Origin of the sequence: Pseudoalteromonas sp. SG43-5, from assembly GCF_014164345.1 — a bacterium.
GTDB lineage: Bacteria > Pseudomonadota > Gammaproteobacteria > Enterobacterales > Alteromonadaceae > Pseudoalteromonas > Pseudoalteromonas distincta.
Genome location: NZ_JACJFA010000010.1, coordinates 129,029 through 148,309 on the forward strand (window position 1 = coordinate 129,029; position 19,281 = coordinate 148,309).

18 protein-coding genes and 1 pseudogene are annotated in these 19,281 nt (G+C 40.8%); 10 read left to right on the forward strand and 9 right to left on the reverse strand.

The genetic code is table 11. The features are described from left to right. Window positions 1-29: 29 nt before the first annotated feature. The 5 genes from leuD to fabR all read right to left on the reverse strand — a co-directional run bounded on the left by leuD (window position 30) and on the right by fabR (window position 5,745). Window positions 30-629: a 3-isopropylmalate dehydratase small subunit gene (leuD, locus tag H5161_RS12315; protein ID WP_002961095.1), complete on the reverse strand. Its 600-nt coding sequence runs from the start codon at window positions 627-629 to the stop codon at window positions 30-32. Then, window positions 629-2,029: a 3-isopropylmalate dehydratase large subunit gene (gene leuC, locus H5161_RS12320; protein ID WP_182682468.1), complete on the reverse strand. Its 1,401-nt coding sequence runs from the start codon at window positions 2,027-2,029 to the stop codon at window positions 629-631. Before leuC ends, leuD begins: the two co-directional genes overlap by 1 nt. A 60-nt stretch (window positions 2,030-2,089) precedes the next feature. Further along, window positions 2,090-3,166, reverse strand: coding sequence for a 3-isopropylmalate dehydrogenase (leuB, locus tag H5161_RS12325; protein ID WP_002961092.1), 1,077 nt, complete (start codon window positions 3,164-3,166; stop codon window positions 2,090-2,092). Further along, a complete protein-coding gene (gene leuA / locus H5161_RS12330) occupies window positions 3,163-4,716 on the reverse strand; it encodes a 2-isopropylmalate synthase (RefSeq protein WP_002961090.1) in 1,554 nt (517 codons plus the stop codon). Before leuA ends, leuB begins: the two co-directional genes overlap by 4 nt. Window positions 4,717-5,121: 405 nt before the next feature. Then, window positions 5,122-5,745, reverse strand: coding sequence for an HTH-type transcriptional repressor FabR (gene fabR, locus H5161_RS12335; protein WP_002961087.1), 624 nt, complete (start codon window positions 5,743-5,745; stop codon window positions 5,122-5,124). A gap of 126 nt (window positions 5,746-5,871) precedes the next feature. Here fabR and H5161_RS12340 point away from each other — a divergent pair, with 126 nt between their 5' ends. Next, the gene (locus tag H5161_RS12340) at window positions 5,872-7,005 is read left to right on the forward strand and encodes a fatty acid desaturase (RefSeq protein ID WP_008138662.1); all 1,134 of its coding nucleotides are present in this window, start codon (window positions 5,872-5,874) and stop codon (window positions 7,003-7,005) included. A 13-nt stretch (window positions 7,006-7,018) separates the two neighbouring features. Then, entirely contained in the window at window positions 7,019-8,449 is a 1,431-nt protein-coding gene (sthA, locus tag H5161_RS12345; protein WP_007378904.1) for a Si-specific NAD(P)(+) transhydrogenase, read from the forward strand. Between the two features lie 95 nt (window positions 8,450-8,544). Here the strand turns inward: sthA and hemE are convergent, their stop codons facing one another. Further along, window positions 8,545-9,609, reverse strand: coding sequence for a uroporphyrinogen decarboxylase (gene hemE / locus H5161_RS12350; protein WP_002961084.1), 1,065 nt, complete (start codon window positions 9,607-9,609; stop codon window positions 8,545-8,547). Window positions 9,610-10,137: 528 nt separating this feature from the next. Between hemE and rsd the strand changes: the two genes are divergently transcribed. Further along, the gene (rsd, locus tag H5161_RS12355; RefSeq protein ID WP_182769417.1) at window positions 10,138-10,608 is read left to right on the forward strand and encodes a sigma D regulator; all 471 of its coding nucleotides are present in this window, start codon (window positions 10,138-10,140) and stop codon (window positions 10,606-10,608) included. Window positions 10,609-10,673: 65 nt separating this feature from the next. On the opposite strand, the gene fkpA is transcribed toward rsd, so the two are convergent. Then, window positions 10,674-11,420, reverse strand: a complete 747-nt coding sequence (fkpA, locus tag H5161_RS12360; protein ID WP_004335950.1) for an FKBP-type peptidyl-prolyl cis-trans isomerase — start codon at window positions 11,418-11,420, stop codon at window positions 10,674-10,676. 215 nt (window positions 11,421-11,635) lie between these two features. On the opposite strand from fkpA, the gene H5161_RS12365 reads away from it, so the two are divergent. Together H5161_RS12365 and H5161_RS12370 are read left to right on the forward strand one after the other, a co-directional pair. Then, window positions 11,636-12,634, forward strand: coding sequence for a WD40 repeat domain-containing protein (locus tag H5161_RS12365; RefSeq protein WP_138489926.1), 999 nt, complete (start codon window positions 11,636-11,638; stop codon window positions 12,632-12,634). After that, on the forward strand, window positions 12,621-12,836 hold the full coding sequence (locus H5161_RS12370; protein WP_004335946.1) for a SlyX family protein: 216 nt from the start codon (window positions 12,621-12,623) through the stop codon (window positions 12,834-12,836). Before H5161_RS12365 ends, H5161_RS12370 begins: the two co-directional genes overlap by 14 nt. A gap of 32 nt (window positions 12,837-12,868) precedes the next feature. Here the strand turns inward: H5161_RS12370 and H5161_RS12375 are convergent, their stop codons facing one another. Then, window positions 12,869-13,072: a YheV family putative zinc ribbon protein gene (locus H5161_RS12375; RefSeq protein ID WP_007378899.1), complete on the reverse strand. Its 204-nt coding sequence runs from the start codon at window positions 13,070-13,072 to the stop codon at window positions 12,869-12,871. Window positions 13,073-13,204: 132 nt separating this feature from the next. On the opposite strand from H5161_RS12375, the gene H5161_RS12380 reads away from it, so the two are divergent. From H5161_RS12380 to H5161_RS12400, 5 genes are all read left to right on the forward strand, one after another. Beyond that, window positions 13,205-15,127, forward strand: a complete 1,923-nt coding sequence (locus H5161_RS12380; protein ID WP_008165349.1) for an ATP-binding cassette domain-containing protein — start codon at window positions 13,205-13,207, stop codon at window positions 15,125-15,127. Next, entirely contained in the window at window positions 15,111-15,533 is a 423-nt protein-coding gene (locus tag H5161_RS12385; protein ID WP_182733745.1) for a TIGR02444 family protein, read from the forward strand. Before H5161_RS12380 ends, H5161_RS12385 begins: the two co-directional genes overlap by 17 nt. Window positions 15,534-16,285: 752 nt before the next feature. Further along, complete coding sequence (locus H5161_RS12390; RefSeq protein WP_024606596.1) at window positions 16,286-17,272, forward strand: hydrolase; 987 nt, start codon at window positions 16,286-16,288, stop codon at window positions 17,270-17,272. A 2-nt stretch (window positions 17,273-17,274) separates the two neighbouring features. Further along, window positions 17,275-17,529, forward strand: coding sequence for a YheU family protein (locus H5161_RS12395; protein ID WP_182671841.1), 255 nt, complete (start codon window positions 17,275-17,277; stop codon window positions 17,527-17,529). 64 nt (window positions 17,530-17,593) lie between these two features. After that, window positions 17,594-18,790 carry a dipeptidase gene (locus H5161_RS12400; RefSeq protein WP_024606595.1) on the forward strand — a complete coding sequence of 399 codons (1,197 nt, stop codon included), beginning with the start codon at window positions 17,594-17,596 and terminating at the stop codon, window positions 18,788-18,790. A gap of 361 nt (window positions 18,791-19,151) precedes the next feature. On the opposite strand, the pseudogene H5161_RS12405 reads toward H5161_RS12400, so the two are convergent. Then, window positions 19,152-19,281 (reverse strand): annotated as a pseudogene (locus H5161_RS12405) (elongation factor Tu); the annotation flags it as partial.

Genomic DNA, 19,281 nt, shown 5'->3' on the forward strand with positions numbered 1-19,281 from the left:
CGTGATTTTACTATATACAGATTAAACAATTACTGCCAAGGGCGCTCAGCTGCTAGTTGTTTTTCAAACGCATCAATCTGTGGGTTTAGTGTTTCGGTTACACCAATAAAATCTAAGCCACTTAATAGACGCTCTTTTACGTCTTTACGAATATCAAAACTAATTGGTGCAAACTTACTGCTTGTTAGTGTTTGATTTTCAAGGTCGATTTCAATGTTAATATCGTCGTGCTGCTCGCTAAGTACAAACAATTGCTCAAGCGTGTCGGCAGGTAACGCAATGGCTAACATTTGGTTGTTACCACAGTTATTAAAGAAAATATCTGCAAAGCTTTCAGCTAAAATAACTTCAAAACCATATTGCTTAAGTGCCCATGGCGCGTGCTCGCGAGATGAGCCACAACCAAAGTTGTCGCGCGTTAATAATATTTGCGCGCCTTGGTAGCATGGGCGATTTAAAATAAAGTCAGGGTTTGGCTCACCGTTATCTAGGTAACGCCAATCATAAAACAAGGCAGCATCAAAACCTTCGCGGCTAGTTGATGTTAAAAACTGCTTAGGAATAATTTGGTCAGTATCTACATTGTTTTTATCAAGTGGAGCCATTAAGCCACTAAAAAATACGCTCATTATGCTTCTCCTCTAATATCAACAAAGTGACCATGTATTGCAGCGGCTGCAGCCATTGCAGGGCTAACTAAATGGGTACGCCCGCCACGACCTTGACGACCTTCAAAGTTACGATTAGAAGTAGATGCACAACGCTTGCCTGCTTCTAGGCGGTCATCGTTCATCGCTAAACACATAGAACAACCTGGTTCGCGCCATTCAAAGCCTGCGGCTTTAAAAATATCGGCTAAGCCTTCGTCTTCAGCTTGTTTTTTAACTAAGCCAGAGCCCGGTACAATTAACGCCTCTATGCCGGCTACAACTTGCTTGCCTTCAACAATTTTTGCAGCTGCGCGTAAGTCTTCAATACGGCTATTAGTACATGAGCCAATAAATACCGTGTCTACTTTTGCGCTTGATAATTTATCGCCCGCTTTTAAGCCCATGTATTTAAGTGCGCTGCGAATGGCATCGGCTTTAATTAAATCTGGCTCTTTATCTGGATCGGGTATGCACTCATCAACACCAATTACTTGCTCTGGGCTTGTGCCCCAGGTAATTTGTGGCTGAATGTCGTCAGCATTTAGCTCAACAACTAAATCAAAGTGTGCGCCTTCGTCTGTTTTTAAGGTTTCCCAATATTCAACGGCTGCATCAAAATCTGCGCCTTTAGGTGCAAACGGACGACCTTTTAAATAATCATAAGTAATTTGGTCAGATGCAATTAAACCCGCTTTTGCACCCATTTCTATGCTCATATTACATAGCGTCATACGGGCTTCCATTGAAAGCGCTTCAATGCCTGCACCACAAAACTCTGCTACATAGCCTGTGCCACCAGCAGTACCTAACTTGCCAATTACCGCCATAATTAAATCTTTAGCCGTAACTGTTGGACGCAATACACCGTTAATTTGAATTTTTAACGATTTCGCCTTTTTTTGCTGTAGCGTTTGCGTTGCTAATACGTGCTCAACCTCAGACGTACCAATACCATGCGCTAATGCGCCAAACGCACCATGCGTAGAAGTATGGCTATCGCCACATACAATGGTTGTGCCTGGCAAAGTAATACCTTGCTCTGGGCCCATTACGTGCACAATGCCTTGGTTAATTGAGTTTAAATCGTAAAGTACAATACCAAACTCTTTACAGTTTTTATCAAGCGCCATTAATTGATTTTTAGATACTTCGCTTGCGGCATCAAGTGATCGGCTCTTAGTCGATACGTTATGATCCATCGTTGCAAAGGTTTTTTCTGGGCAACGTACAGTACGGTTTTTTTCACGTAGACCTGCAAAAGCCTGCGGAGAAGTAACTTCATGCACTAAATGGCGGTCAATATAAAGTAAGTCGGTTTGCTCATTTATGCTGGCAACGGTATGTGCTTGCCAAATTTTGTCGTATAACGTTTGGGCCACTTGCTAATTCCCTAATCTGTTTGAGTTGCAGCATAACGGTGCTGCAACTTTAATATGTTATTAAATGCGTGAAACGATAGCGGCTGCCACATCGCTTGTGCTGTAACCGGCATTTGGATATATATCTGGCGTGCCTACACCTGCTTCAACGGCTTCTGCTACGGCTTTTTCAATGGTGCGCGCAGCTTCGTCTTGCCCTAGCGAGTAACGTAGCATTAATGCGGCACTTAAAATTTGTGCTATTGGGTTTGCAACGCCTTTACCTGCAATATCTGGTGCTGAACCGCCTGCTGGCTCGTACAATCCAAAACCCGATTGATTCAAGCTTGCCGAAGGTAATAAGCCCATTGAGCCTGTGATCATCGCGCACTCATCTGACAAAATATCGCCAAATAAGTTATCGCAAAGTAGTACGTCAAATTGGCTAGGCTGTTTAACTAACTGCATAGCGGCGTTATCTACGTAAATGTAATCTAGGCTTACTTCTGGGTAGTCTTTGCTTACTTCGGTGACTACTTCGCGCCATAATACGCTTGATGCAAGTACGTTTGCTTTATCAACAGAGGTAACATGGTTACTACGTAGTTTTGCAGCTTCAAAAGCAAAACGAGCAATACGTTCAATTTCTTTACGCGAGTATGTTTGCGTATCAAAAGCAGCTTCTTCAGCGCCTTCGCCGCTACGGCCTTTTTCGCCAAAATAAATGCCGCCGGTTAGCTCGCGCACACATAAAATATCAAAACCTTTTTCGCTAATATCAGCGCGAAGTGGTGACGCTGCACTTAATGCAGGTAATAACTGTGCAGGGCGCAGGTTACAAAACAAACCAAAGTGCTTACGAAGCGGCAATAACGATGCGCGCTCAGGCTGCTCGTTTGGTGGTAGGTTTTCCCATTTAGGACCGCCTACCGAACCAAATAAAATAGCGTCAGCGTTTTCACACGCTGCAAGTGTGCTCTCTGGTAATGCTTTACCAAATTCATCAATTGCTGCGCCACCAATTGCATAATGCTCACGGTTCAGGGTAAAACCAAACTTATTGCTCACAGCATCAAGTACTTGTTCTGCTGCTGCCATCACTTCTGGACCAATACCGTCGCCAGCTAATACGGCAACGCTGTAGTTTGTTTTACTCATCCTGCTTTCCTTTGTTGTTTTAAATCAGACACTTTTTGTGCACGATAAATTAAGTTATAAACACGGATCATGGCGCGTACCGACGCTTCAACCACATCCGCTGCAATGCCCGCACCGTGGTAAGGTCGGCCATCGTATTTAGCTATAATATTTACTTGGCCTAATGAGCTTGCACCTTGACCTGTCGCTTCTAAGTTATATTCAATCATTTCAACGCTCATACCGGTTAAGCGCTCAATGGCTGCAAACGAAGCTTCAACTGGGCCATTACCTGTCGCGGCTTCTTGTTTAGCTTCGCCATCAATTCGCATTCCTATCGTAGAGCTTGCTACCGATTGTGAGTTAGAAGCTGAGTTAACAAATTCTAATTGGTATTTTTCGTCTTTGTCGTTAATTTGATTAAAGTAAATCATCGCCTCAAGGTCGTAATCGTATACTGTGCCTTTTTGGTCAGCCAACTCAATAAAGCTTTTATATAAGCCATCCATATCGTAATCAGATTTTTGATAGCCTAACTCTTCTAGGCGATGCTCAATAACATGACGACCCGAACGCGAAGTCATATTTAATTGGTTACTTGGCACACCCACGCTTTCTGGCGACATAATCTCATAAGTATTTTGCGCTTTTAATACACCGTCTTGGTGAATGCCAGAACTATGCGCAAAGGCGTTTTCGCCAACAATCGCTTTATTTGGTTGTACTGGCATATTACAAATTTTAGCCACTTGGCGAGATGCGCGGTAAATTTCTTCACTTTTAATATCTGTGTATACTTTTAAGTGGTCTTTGCGCATTTTCATGATCATTGCCACTTCTTCAAGCGAGCAGTTACCAGCCCGCTCACCAATGCCATTAATAGTACACTCAATTTGGCGTGCGCCGGCTTGCACTGCAGCCACCGAGTTTGCTACTGCTAAACCTAAATCGTTGTGGCAATGCACACTTAAGCGCGCTTTATCAATATTTGGCACGTTATTCATTAAATGGCGGATCATCGCGGCGTACTCATCTGGCGTTACAAAACCAACGGTATCTGGCAAGTTAATAGTAGAGGCACCGGCGTTAATTGCCTGCTCAACAATTTTACATAAATCCCAATGCGGGGTACGACCAGCATCTTCACACGAAAATTCAACATCATCAGTATAGTTACGCGCCAATTTAATTGATTTAACAGCCATTGCCGTTGCATCATCTAGGCTCATACGTAATTTATGTTCAAGGTGCAAAGGGCTTGTAGCAATAAAAGTATGAATACGGCTTTGCTGAGCTGTGCGAAGTGCTTCGCCACAGGCCTCAATGTCTTTAGCAACTGAGCGTGCTAAACCACAAATAATCGGGCCTTTTACTTCGGTTGCAATACGTTGCACCGAGCGAAAATCAGCAGGGCTCGAAACTGGAAAACCCACTTCCATCACATCCACATTCAAGCGGCTAATTGTATGCGCTAATTGAATTTTATCATCTTCAGTAAGGCTTGCTTTAAGCGCCTGTTCGCCATCACGTAAGGTGGTATCAAAAATCCATACTTTATCTTGCTCTTGCATAACTGCCCCTCATTCCTATGTTACCCAAATTTCAATTAATCCCAGCCGCGAGATAAAAAAAACCCCGCAATTGCGGGGTTTTTAGTGTTCAACTCGATGCAAACACACTAATCCCCGCTCACTGACCATAGCAGTAAGAGGTTAAGTTTTAGTGTAATTAAACGAATAATATGCATCTTGTTTTCTTGTGTGTGTGTTCAGTGAAGCCTATTTTTAACATTACAAAGCGACGGAAGCAAGCATAAAAATTCCACAAAACAGATTTAAAAACGATTCAATTGGGTTTTTTAATTCAACCAAGGCACCTATTAAGAATTAAAATAACAAATACATGACTAGTGACGCTTAAATTAATAAGCACTGCAATATACCGTGCTTATATTAACTTTTTACAATTTTTTTAAGCTATGCTTCTTTACTCGTTTCTCTTACGTAATGCCCGGCTCCACGAGTAATATAACGCAGCTGCCAAATAACGCGCTCAATCAATTCGTCGCGTTGCAATCCTTCTATATCGAGCGCCTCTGCACCCGCATTAAATACGAGCGTTACCATAGATTCCGCCTGAATATAGGCATGCATAGCATTACATTTAGTTTCACTTTCTAAATAATGAGCCAGCTCTAAAATAAAATGCTTTACCTCGCGGGCTACTGCGGCTCTAAATGCTTTAGAAGTCCCGGAGCGTTCTCGTAGTAATAATCTAAATTGGTTACTTGAGTTATCAATAAACTCCATAAAAGTAACCACTGAGGTATTTATAACACTGCCGCCATCGTTCGCTATTCGTCTACGAGCTTGGCGCATAAGTTGGCGAAGAGTTAAGCCAGCTTCGTCTACCATGGTTAAACCTAGCTCATCCATGTCTTTAAAATGACGATAAAAAGAAGTTGGGGCAATACCAGCTTCTCGTGCTACTTCGCGTAAACTTAAATTCGAAAAACTATGATCAGCACTCAGCTGATTAAATGCCGCTTGAATTAACGCCTGTCGTGTTTTTTGTTTCTGTTGTGCTCTAACACCCGACATCAACAGCTCCCTGAATTATTTTATATGAATATTTAGTGATATTAGCTCAATTGTCCAGTCTAATACTTGACGACAAGAGTTTGAAATACTATTTTAGCTTACAGTTGTACGCTGAGATTGAGAATTATGAATAAACCACCGATTATTTGGACAAACGTCCTATTTTTTAGCCTAACCTTTTTGGCGGCTGCCACACTTGTACCTTGGTACGCCATTAGCTACGGATTTACCAGCGCGCATTGGATTGCTTTTGTAGGCTGCATGTTTTATGCAGGCTTATCAATTACTGCCGGCTACCATCGATTATGGGCACATAAAACCTATAACGCACACCCTGCAGTTGAATTTATTTTTGCGCTTGGCGGTGCTTTTGCGCTGCAAAACAGTGCATTGCATTGGAGTAGCGATCACCGTATACATCACGGTCAAGTTGACGACCCAATAAAAGACCCTTACGCGGCGACCAATGGTTTTTGGTATAGCCATATCGGATGGATGTTACGTGACTACCAAGGCGATAGCTACGGTGATTATAGTAATTGTCGTGATTTACAGCGCAATAAAATAGTTATGTGGCAACACAAACATTACTTAAAGCTTGTGATTGCTATGAACGTAGGCTTGCCTCTAGCACTTGGTTTATTGGTTGGTGATGTGTGGGGGATGTTAATTCTTGCAGGTTTACTACGCTTAGTACTGAGTCAACACTTTACCTTTTTTATAAACTCAGTTGCACATATTTGGGGCTCTCGCCCATACACCGAAAAAAATACGGCACGTGATAACGGCTTTTTAGCGTTATTTACATACGGTGAGGGGTATCACAACTTCCACCATATTTTTGCAAGCGACTACCGTAACGGTATTAAGTGGTTTCATTACGATCCAACAAAATGGATGATTCGCTCTTTAGCAGCTGTTGGTTTAGCCAATAAGTTAAAGCGTACTCCTGTTGAACGTATAGAAAAAGCGAAGGCCGAAACGCTCATGAGCAAAACGCAAACGCGTCTTGCAAAATTGCCTTTAGCACAAGATAAGATTACATTATTACAACAAGAGTACGATTTACTGCTGAAAAAACTGCAAAATTATTGTTCACTACAAAAACAAGTGTTAGAAGTTAAAAAAAATAACATGGCAAAGCAGTGTGAACGCTCAGCATTAATGGCACAATACCATGAGTTGGAAGCCGCCTGGGAAAATCAAAAACAGGCATGGCTAGCACTTAATGCGAGGTTATTAAAAGCCTCTTTTAATTAATTTAGGAGTGGCTGTGGCCAAACAACCAGAACAAAAAAAAGTACCCGTGACATACCAATATGATGCAATAATTATTGGCACGGGTCCTGGCGGTGAAGGTACCGCCATGAACCTTTCAAAAAACGATAAAAAAGTAGCGGTTATTGAACGCCAAGAATCAGTTGGTGGCGGTTGTGTACATTGGGGAACAATTCCTTCAAAAGCGCTTCGCCACTCTGTTAGCCGCTATATTGAATACAAAGCAAATCCGTTATTTAATGTTGGTGAGCGCCCTAGCCGCTTAACATTTCCTGATATTTTACGTCACGCAAGTTCTGTTATTTCTAAGCAATCTAATTTACGTAGTAGCTTTTACGATCGTAACCGCATTCATATGTTTCAAGGTGATGCGAGCTTTGTAGATAAGCACACAATTGAAGTAAAACGAAATGATGGTTCAACTGAGCGACTGACTGCTAAAACGATTGTTATTGCAACGGGTTCACGCCCTTATCGCCCACCAGAGGTAGATTTTACGCATTCTCGTATTTACGAAAGTGACACAATACTTGGCCTTGAGCATGACCCTCATCGTGTACTGATTTATGGTGCAGGTGTAATTGGTTGTGAGTACGCGTCAATATTTAAAGGTTTAGGCGCTAAAGTTGATTTGGTTAATACACGCGATCGACTACTTGCTTTTATGGATGCAGAAATATCTGACGCACTTAGCTATCACTTTTGGAATAGCGGTATTGTTATTCGCCATAACGAAGAGTTTGACCGAATTGAGACGCGTGACGACTGCGTTATAATGCATCTAAAATCAGGTAAACGCGTAAAAGCTGACTGTATTTTATTTGCTAATGGTCGTACTGGTAACACTGATACACTAAATCTTGAAGCCATTGGCTTAAAAGCCGATAGCCGTGGCCAATTAAAAGTTAACGAAACATACCAAACAGAAATTGATAACGTTTACGCTGTAGGTGATGTAATAGGCTACCCAAGCCTTGCAAGTGCTGCGTTTGACCAAGGTCGTATAGCTGCTGATGCAATTGCATGTGGTAACTGCGATGACAGGCTGATTGTTGATATTCCGGCTGGTATTTATACCATCCCAGAAATGAGCTCAGTAGGTAAAACCGAGCAAGAGCTTACAGCCGCTAAAGTACCGTATGAAGTAGGCCGTGCTCAGTTTAAGCATTTGGCTCGCGCGCAAATTGCTGGTACTGAAGTAGGTAGTTTAAAAATATTATTCCACACCGAAACCAAAGAAGTACTTGGCGTACATTGTTTTGGCGAACGTGCCTCTGAAATTGTTCACATTGGCCAAGCTATTATGGAACAAAAAAATGGTGGCAATAATATCGACTACTTTGTAAATACCACATTTAACTACCCAACCATGGCTGAAGCCTACCGTGTTGCGGCATTAAATGGCTTAAATCGCTTATTTAAATAAGTAGTTTTAAAAGCCTTTATAAATAGGTAACAAAAAACCCGCAACTTAGCGGGTTTTTTACTTTTAAACAGTTTTAAAGCTTGTTTAAGTGACTATTACTTATGGTACTTAGCACTTAGCTCATGTACTGCATTAATGAATACGCCAGCATTTTCAGGGTCTACATCTGGTGTAATACCGTGGCCTAAGTTAAACACGTGGCCATTGCCTGTACCAAAGTCTTCTAAAATAGTGCCTACTTCTTGGCGAATACGCTCTGGTGTACCGTGTAACATAGATGGGTCCATATTACCTTGTAGAGCTACTTTATCACCCACACGGCGCTTAGCGTCGCTAATATTAATAGTCCAATCAAGACCGATTGCATCACAGCCTGTTGCTGCAATAGCTTCAATCCATTGACCACCATTTTTAGTGAACAAAGTAACCGGTACTTTACGACCGTCGTACTCACGAATTAAGCCATCTACAATTTTATGCATGTATTGTAATGAAAATTCGTTGTAATCGCGCGGGCTTAATACACCACCCCATGAGTCAAATACCATTAGCGATTGCGCGCCAGCTTTAATTTGAGCATTTAAGTAATCAATAACTGAATCAGCTAACTTATCGAGTAATAAATGAAGTGTTTGCGGCTCTGCAAACGCCATTTTTTTGATTTTACCAAATACTTTGCTGCTACCGCCTTCAACCATATAAGTTGCTAGCGTCCAAGGTGAACCAGAAAAACCAATAAGCGGTACTTCGCCTTTAAGCTCACGACGAATAGTGCTTACTGCGTTCATTACGTAGCCAAGCTCGTCTGTAGGGTCTAACTTTGGAATTTTTTTAACATCAGCAAGAGATGAAATAGGACGTTCGAACTTAGGGCCTTCGCCAGTTTCAAAGTAAAGACCTAAACCCATCGCATCTGGAATCGTTAAAATATCACTAAATAATATAGCGGCATCTAACGGGTAGCGACGTAGTGGCTGCAGTGTTACTTCACATGCAAGCTCAGCATTACGGCACAGGCTCATAAAATCGCCCGCTTGTGCACGTGTAGCGCGATACTCTGGTAAATAGCGTCCTGCTTGGCGCATCATCCATACCGGAGTTACATCAACAGGTTGTTTTGCAAGTGCACGTAAATAACGGTCGTTTTTTAATTCGCTCATGGCGTAAATGATCCTAAGACTTGTATAAATTGTGCAAGATTGTACCACCATATTCTCCGACCCTCTATTGCTTAGGGACGAAAACAGCTTTACCTAGAGGTAGATCAATAGAATAGAGTTTTTTAATCCATTTTGACTATAAAACAAACAAAAATAAATAACATTTAAAACTTTTTATTAATATGTTTGCAACATTACAAAAACCTTGTTATTGTTTGTCCCGCGTTAACAAAAACAATAATAAAAATCTTAAAACAATAAAAATAAATGTTTTAAAATAATAACAATAAAAATCATCTCATAAAAATAAGAAAGCTTGTTATAACAAGTCACTGAAAGAAATTAGACCACCGTAACTGGTGGTTTTTTCTTGCCTAAAATAAAATCCCTCGCCTCGGTTTATATAAAAAGGTACAACCCTCAAAGTAGCTCAACTTTACTTGTTGATATACGCGCAAATTAAATATATCTTGATGTACATAAACTTATTATTTTAAATTAAAAACCAACCCAGCTAGGAGAACAGTTATGCTGACGCGTGTAGAAAAAGCTCAACAGAAATGGGGTGGTAGCCACACAGTAATTGATAAATGGCTAAACGAACGCCAAGAACTTATTGTACTTTACTGCAAAATTGCAGGCTTTACGCCATACGAAAAGCAAGATCAAGCATTGCCAGAGCCAAAACTAATTGAATCATTTTGCCAGCTTTTAATGGATTACCTATCTGCAGGCCATTTTGAAGTATATGACGATATAGCAAAAGCATGCGAAAAAAAGGGCTTACAAAGCCAAGAGCTTGCAAACTCTATTTACCCGCGTATTTCTAGCACAACCGATGTGGCGTTAGATTTTAATGATAAGTACGCAGAAGTAGATAAAGAAGACTTATTAAAAGACTTTGATAATGACTTATCTGTTATTGGTGAGGCATTAGAAGCTCGTTTTGCACTTGAAGATGAGCTTATTGATAACTTGTTTTCTAATCATGCAAGTTAATACGTTACTTACGCATATTAAAAAAGGGACCTAAGGTCCCTTTTTGCATTTACACAATAAGCTTATTATTGTGCTGGTGCTTCTTCATTTTGAATTTCAAGTAATTCAACTTCAAATACAAGTGTTGAATTAGCTGGAATCTTACCTAAGTCACGGTCACCGTAAGCAAGTTCTGAAGGAATAGTGAACTTGTACTTAGAACCCACTGACATAAGTTGTAAACCTTCAGTCCAACCCGCAATTACGCGGTTAAGAGGGAAAGTTGTCGGTTCGTTACGCGCATATGAGCTATCAAACTCAGTACCGTCTAATAAAGTCCCTTTGTAGTGTACTTTAACTACATCAGTTGCCACTGGCTTTTCGCCATCGCCTTCGCTAAGTACTTCGTACTGTAGACCCGACTCAGTTACTGTAACGCCTTCTTTTTTAGCGTTGTCAGCTAGGTATTTAGCGCCTGCTTCTTTACTTTTTTCAGACTCTACTTTAGCTTTTTCTTCTTGCTTAGTACGTACTGATGTATCTAGTGCAGTTAATACTTCGCGAATTTTTTCTTCGTCAATTTTTGCATTGCCAGCAAGCGCATCTTCAAAACCACGAATTAAAAGTGCTTGGTCTAGTTCAATACCAATTTCTGTTTTGTCTGCTAGGTCTTTATTTAAAAAGTTACCTACAGATGCACCAATACCGTATGCTTGTTGCTGTTCTACAGTGTCTAATTTAACTTCAGCTTGTTCTTTTTTTGCTTCTTGATTACAAGCTGTAAGCGCTAAAACTGACGCTGCAATCAATGACAATCTAATCGTCTTTTTCATTTTAAATCTCCGACATACTTTGCAGTTGTCATTTTAATATATTATTACTAGTGAAAGATTAACGGCCCACATGATAGGCTGCTTGTTTAATGACTAAATTCCATATTGTTAGCTAAACTAAAAACATATCCAGTGATTAGACAAACAACCTAGGCATTTAACGCGTCCTAGTCTAACCTCTCAGTCACTAAGAGTTAAGGGGAAATACCTGTAATATGTCGATATTTCGTACTTTTTTAATCGTATTTAGCTGTTTTTTAGCCATCGCCTGTACCGATAAAAAACAACACGCTGTAGCAAGTTACGAACATGCTGCACAAGGTGCGTTTTCATCAACAGTTTCAAACGATGGTAAATACAGTTTGATCTCCTCTATCAACCATGGGGTCGCCCTGTGGGATAATCAACAGCAGGTGCTAAAATACCAATGGTTTCAGCAGCAGTCACAAGACAGCCTAGTGTACGCTGTTGCCATTGCTTTTGATAACAGCGTGGCAGTTACCGCCGAAAAAACCACATTTGCTGTGTGGGATATAACCACAGGCAAAAATAAAGGTTATTACAAAATACAAAAAGCCAGTATTCGCGATATCGCCATTAGCAATCAAGGCCGTAGTGTTTTATACGGCCGTAGCGACGGCGTTGTCGTATTTGTAAACCTAGAAACCGGGCGTCGTATTGAGTTTTTAGGTCATCAAGATAAAGTTAACACCGTTGACCTTTCACCTAACGGACGCTTTGCCTTAAGTGGCTCTAACGATTATGTTGCTTACTTTTGGGATACACGTACAGGTCAAGTAATTCATCGTTTTAATCACCCAACGCGTGTTACCCAAGTGACGCTCGATCCACAAGGTCGCTATGCGTTTACGGCCGATAGTATGGCACAAGCAAATGTATGGAAGCTGACTACAGGTGATCTTGTGAGTAAACTGAAGTATATTGCGCGTCAGAAAATTTTTACTGCTGTGCGTTTTAACGAACAAGGCACTTTGCTTGCAACCGGCTCGCCAAATAAGCGCGTAGATTTGTGGCAAATACCAAGCGGTGAAAAAATTCAAACTTGGCAGGTTACCCCGCGCGAAGGCAGTAAGCCTAAATCGGCGGTGGTGCTAGATGTGACATTTACAGATAACGGTAAGTCGTTGTTAACCGAAAGCTCCAGCGGGATCGCAGAGCGATTTATTATACGAGAGAATAATGAACACAATTGAACATCGCTTAATGGAACTTGAAGCCAAAGTGGCTTTTCAAGACGAAACGATTGAAGTCTTAAATGATGAAATAAAAGTGCACCAACAGCTGTTAGCAAAAATGAAACGCCAAACCGAGCTGCTAGCAGAGAAAATTAAAGAGTCGCAGTCATCATCGTCTATGATGTCTGAAGTACCTGAGCCACCTCCACCGCATTACTAAAACCGGTAAAAATTAGGCAATAAAAAACCGGGTTAGTCGCCCGGTTTAAACACACCAATTACTTGTTCAAATTGGCGAGTAGACGCCTGAACAGCGTTATCGGGTTGCGCCATTTTATGACCACACTCAACACACTCTACTTTTTCAACATCATGTTCTCTGTATAGCATCATAGTATCCATGGCTTTGCAGTCAGGGCACGATGCTCCAGCAATAAATCGCTTCTTTTGTCTCACAACATTTTTCCTGTGGTTTGAACTGCTGTCATTTTATCGTATAACTTCACTTGTTGATACGCTTGATAAGAGCATTAAGTTCTATGTTATGATAGCGCCAACTTAACAAGGGCACAGCAAAGTAACGCATTCATGATCCAAATCTCAGAAATAGAACTACTTCGTGGCGGTAAAGCCTTATTAAAAAACGCATCAGCTACGTTATTTCCAGAACACAAAGTAGGCCTTGTTGGCGCTAATGGCTGTGGAAAATCAACGTTATTTGGTTTACTAAAATCAGAACTACAACTAGATGCCGGTAACTGCAGCATTCCAAAAGATTGGTCTATCGCCTCTGTTAAGCAAGAGACACCTGCACTTGAAATAAGCGCGATTGATTATGTACTTCAAGGCCACCCAGAATACTACGCAATGCGTATAGCACTGCGTGAGGCCGAGAAAAACAACGATGGCGACACACAAGCTAAAGTACATATTCAGCTTGAAAACATTAAAGGCTATAGCATTGAATCAACCGCAGGTGAGCTATTACACGGCTTAGGCTTTGCTAATAACCTTATAGAAAATCCTGTAAGCTCGTTTTCGGGTGGTTGGCGTATGCGTTTAAACCTTGCCCAAGCATTAATACGCGACGCCGATTTACTATTACTCGATGAGCCAACAAACCACCTTGATTTAGATGCCGTTTATTGGCTTGAACGCTTTTTACGCGCTTACACCGGCACCCTTGTACTTATATCGCATGACCGTGAGTTTTTAGATGCGGTGGTTGATCAAATTTGGCACGTAGATAAGCAACTTATTAACGTGTACAAAGGTAACTACTCGCAGTTTGAGCGCCAAAAAGCAGAGCGCTTACTACAACAACAAGCAATGTTTGATAAGCAACAAGATCAAATTGCTCACCTTGAGCAGTTTATAACGCGCTTTAAAGCAAAAGCCAGTAAAGCTAAACAAGCACAAAGCCGTGTGAAAGCGCTTGAACGCATGGAAAAACTAGCGCCGGCACATGCCGACTCGCCATTTAACTTTGAGTTTGCAGAGCCAAAAGCATTACCAAACCCACTAATGACAATAGATAAAGCCAAAGCGGGTTATGGTGACGTCACCATTTTAAATAATATAGAGCTAAACCTTGTACCAGGTAGCCGAATTGCTTTACTTGGTCGAAATGGCGCAGGTAAATCAACGTTAATTAAACTGCTTTCTGGTGATTTAGAGCCGCAAGCGGGCGAAGTTGTTCAGCATCACGGATTAAATATTGGTTACTTTGCGCAGCATCAACTTGAATCTCTTGATTTAAAAGCCAGTGCAATAATGCACTTACAACGCCTCGACCCAAAAGCCACTGAGCAATCACTACGTGACTTTTTAGGTGGTTTCGCCTTTATTGGCGATAAAGCACTTGAGCCTGTAGCCCCTTTTTCGGGCGGCGAAAAAGCACGTTTAGTACTTGCCATGTTGGTATATCAAAAGCCAAACCTGCTGCTTCTCGATGAGCCAACTAACCACCTTGATTTAGAAATGCGCCATGCACTTGTTATGGCACTGCAAGGCTTTGAAGGCGCTATGGTTACCGTATCACACGACCGCCACATGCTTAAAAATACCGCCGATGAGTTTTACTTAGTAGATGACGGCAAAGTAACCCAGTTTGGTTACGACTTAGATGCGTATTACCAGTGGTTACTCAATGCCAATAAAGAAGCGGTTAAAGCGCAGCAAAGCGACGAGCCTAAAGCAAATCCAGGTGTTAACCGTAAAGAGCAAAAACGCCTAGAGGCTGAGTTTAGAAAGGCCACTCAACCACTTAAAAAGCAAATTGAAAAGCTTGAAAAGCAACTCGATAAATTCACCGCCGAGTTAAGTGAAGTTGAAGTGACCTTAGGTGATAACGAACTCTACAACGACGACAACAAAGCCAAGCTTAAAGAGTTATTAGCCAAGCAAGCAACCCTTACGCCTAAACTTAACGACGTTGAAGAAGAGTTACTTATGGCACTTGAAGAAATGGAAGAAAAAGAGCAGGCATTCGCCGATGAACTTGCTCAATAGCGACCATTTTTGGCAATTTGCGTGCACTTTGTACGCAAAGCCTGATCAACAAACAACCTTGCTGGCACTACAAAACCAGCAAGGAAAAAACGTTAATTTATGCTTATTACTGCTTTATTTAGACTCATTAAATTTAAGTATTAATACCCAACAGCTAAATGAGTTAATAAATGTAACTAGTGATTTTGATACTCACGCATTACAGCCTCTGCGCGCCGCACGCAGCTATTTAAAAGCTAATCAGAATACAATAAGTGATTACGCCACAATACGCGAAGAGTTGCTAAACGCAGAGCTGAAGCTTGAAAAACAACAGCAACATATGTTGATTTCAGCAATAAATGAGTTTGAATTAGTCAAACATACAGAGCCAAACAATATTGAGCTATATGTGAAAGCCACTTAGGCTGCTACTTTTTGTGCCCTCTTCCACTGCTCATTCTCTTTTCTTTGTGCAAAAAACCTTTAAGTGATTTATTCACAAAGAGGTTAAGAGGCGCTTCGCTTTTAGAGGAAAACAAACTAAATTACCCAGGTGAAAATGGGTAACTGTCAGATCAAGTCTGAGCTAGTACAGCTCAAGTAGTTCATTGATCTCCCCGCATTTACTTCTCATTCTTTTCTCTTTGTGCAAAAAATCTTTAAGTGGCTTACTCAAAAAAGTTTAAAGCGCTACGCTTTTAGATAAAGTGAAAAAAAATGAGTTACGATCAGCTTACTATTTTAAGAGAAAACTCTCTTAGCTCTCAGTGGTAATAACTTACCAACCCTTAAAACATGATCTAAATCAACTTAGCTTCACTCCTACACCTGCTTAGAAAAATAACTTGATCTCGATCACGTTGCGACCTGCAAACACCGCTTATGATTAACCCATCAACAACGAGGGGGAGCAACTCATGAACGTATTCTTTAGAGACTTTTTTACAGATCCAGTTTTATTTATGTCTTTTGGGTTTTTAACCATCGTTGTTTCTTTGTGTATCTTTTTTGCTTTTTTCTTTTTGAAAAAAATACATGATGCAGAAATTCCCGAATAAAATTAAGCACGACGCACTAAAGCGCCTTATTAGTTTACTAGTTAGGCGCTTTTTATTTTCTGAAGCGAAAAATTTGATACACTAGCTTTTCGTTTAATACAAAGTGCGTAGTACAAACATGATCTCTCAGTTCAAACCAGCATGGTGGATGACCAATCGTCACGTTCAGACCATAATGCCGCGTTTTTTCCGCCCATTTCACAATACGTCCTACGAACTTGAGCAACTTGATACACCTGATGGTGACTTTATTGAGCTTGCATGGTCACTTCCACATAATGAAACCGCACCACTTGCTGTTGTTTTGCACGGACTCGAAGGCAATATAAATAGCTTTTATGCCAAAGGCATGATGAAGGCATTAAAAAAACAAGGTTATGCAGTTGTGCTTATGCACTTTAGAAATTGCTCAACCGAAGTAAATCGCCTACCTCGTGCTTATCACAGCGGTGACACCGCCGATTTAGCTTTTTTTATAAATCACTTAAAGCTGCAATTTCCTAAGCGCACTATGGTCGCTGTTGGTTTTTCGTTGGGCGGTAACGTACTTGCCAAATACTTAGGTGAAGAACGCGAAAAATGCCCATTAAGTGCAGCAGCGGTAGTATCTGCTCCTTATGATTTGTCGTCATCGAGCGATGTTATTCGTAAAAGCTTAGGTAAAATTTACCAAAAATATCTGCTCGATCGGATGAAAAAATCAATGCAGCGAAAGCTGCCACAAATTAAGCAGCAAATTTCATTAACGCCAAAACAGTTAATGAAAATTGACGATTTATTAGAGTTTGATAATCAGTTAACAGCCCCTCTACATGGTTTTGAAAACGCACACGATTACTACCGTAAAGCCAGTGCTATGCCGTATTTGAAAGATATCGCTGTACCCACACTTATTATTCATTCCAAAGACGACCCTATGCTCTCAATTAAAGCCGTACCGAGTAGGCAAGACGTAAGTGAGCATGTTACGCTGCGCATCTCTGACAAGGGCGGGCATGTTGGTTTTATTAGCGGTAAAAATCCGTTTAAACCTATATTTTGGTTAGAAAAAGCCGTCCCTCATTATTTTAGCCAGCACGTATCAAATAAAGCGAGTAACAAGTAGTAATGATTATCCCTTTTGAACAACTCGATCAAGACACTCTTTATAACTTAATCGAAAGCTACGTATTACGCGAAGGTACCGATTATGGTGAAGTAGAGGCAAGCATCGAATCTAAAGTTAACCAAGTTAAGCTACAGCTTAAAAATGGCGAAGCCATGGTATTTTTCTCAGAATTACATGAGTCTGTAACTATAATTTCAAAAGGCGAATTTAAAGCGCTGCAAAGTGAAGAGCATCAAGCACAGTCGTTTGATTAGGGCGTAGTACTTGTAACTTTTGAATTGAACGTACACAATGGCTTTTTACCCAAAGAGCCAAAACATGATAAAACTCAGCACTCTAGTGGTAGCCATATCACTAGCTTTAACTAGTCAAGCCCAAGCAGAACAAACAATAACAGCATCTGATAAGGCAATTAAACTCGCTAAAGATACCATTTTAATTGATACCCATATTGACGTACCTTATCGAATTCACGAAAGCTGGGTTGATGTAACCAAAGCAACTAGTGATGGCGATTTTGACTATCCTCGCGCTGTAAAAGGCGGTTTAAACGCCCCATTTATGTCGATTTATATTCCTGCGCATTTGGAATTTGAAGGTAAAGGAAAAAGCTACCAGCTAGCCAATCAAATGATTGATAGTATGGAAGCCATAGTCCAGCGCGCACCCGATAAGTTTGCTATTGCGAGCTCAAGCTCTGATATTGAAGAGCAATTTAAACAAGGTAAGCTGTCTATAGCCATGGGTATGGAAAATGGCTCTCCAATCGAAGGTGATATGAAAAACCTTCAGCACTTTTACGACCGTGGCATTCGTTACATCACGCTAGCGCACTCGCAAAGCAACCATATTTCGGATTCGTCTTACGATATACGCCGTAAATGGAAAGGCTTAAGCCCATTTGGTAAAAAGCTTGTCACTGAAATGAATAATATAGGCATGCTAATTGACGTATCGCATATTTCTGATGATGCGTTTTATCAGGTTATGGAGCTTTCTAAAACACCAGTAATTGCCTCTCATTCATCACTTCGTAAATACACGCCTGGCTTTGAGCGTAATATGAATGACGATATGCTATTAGCGCTGAAAGAAAATGGCGGCGTTATTCAAATCAACTTTGGATCAAGCTTTGTTACCGCTAAAGCAGGTAGTTGGGGCAAGCAATTAAAAAGTACAAAAGAGTCAGCTAAAAAAGAAGGCACTAAGTTAAGTAAAGATTTTGATGCTGCGTACCGTGCTAAAAATCCGTATCCATTTGCAAGTCTTGAGCAAGTACTTGACCATATTGATCACGTAGTTGAGCTAATTGGTATTGATTATGTAGGTATTGGCTCTGATTATGATGGAGTTGGCGACTCATTACCTATCGGCTTAAAAGATGTATCTAGCTACCCAAATCTTGTCCAAGGTTTAATGGATAGAGATTACAGCGACAAAGATATTAAAAAGATTTTAAGTGGCAATTTATTAAGAGTTTTAAAACAAGCGCAAGAGTATGCGAAGAAACACTAAAGCTTTTATCATATATTAGTAATTGGCTAAAAGACCTAGAGCCAACTCAATATAAGCGCGGCCTAGCCGTGCTTATAGTTATTTTCAGCAACCTTTTTCCTCAGGCTTCGCAAAACTCAACCCAAGCTACGGCAATAAAGCTATATAGGAGCTAATCACTTTTCTATAGGCATTAAAAAAGGCCACCTGAGTGACCTTTTTCTAACAATTAACTTAAAAGTTAATTATTACTCTTTGACTGTTGCTACAAAGTACCTACGCTTAAGGTAAGAGCACCACCTTCATATGACACTTTTCTTCAGGCATTAAAAAAGGCCACCTGAGTGACCTTTTTTCTAACAATTAACTTAAAAGTTAATTATTACTCTACGATAGTTGCTACAACACCAGCACCTACAGTACGACCACCTTCACGGATAGCAAAACGAAGACCTTCATCCATCGCGATTGGTGCGATTAGAGTTACTGTCATCTTGATGTTATCACCAGGC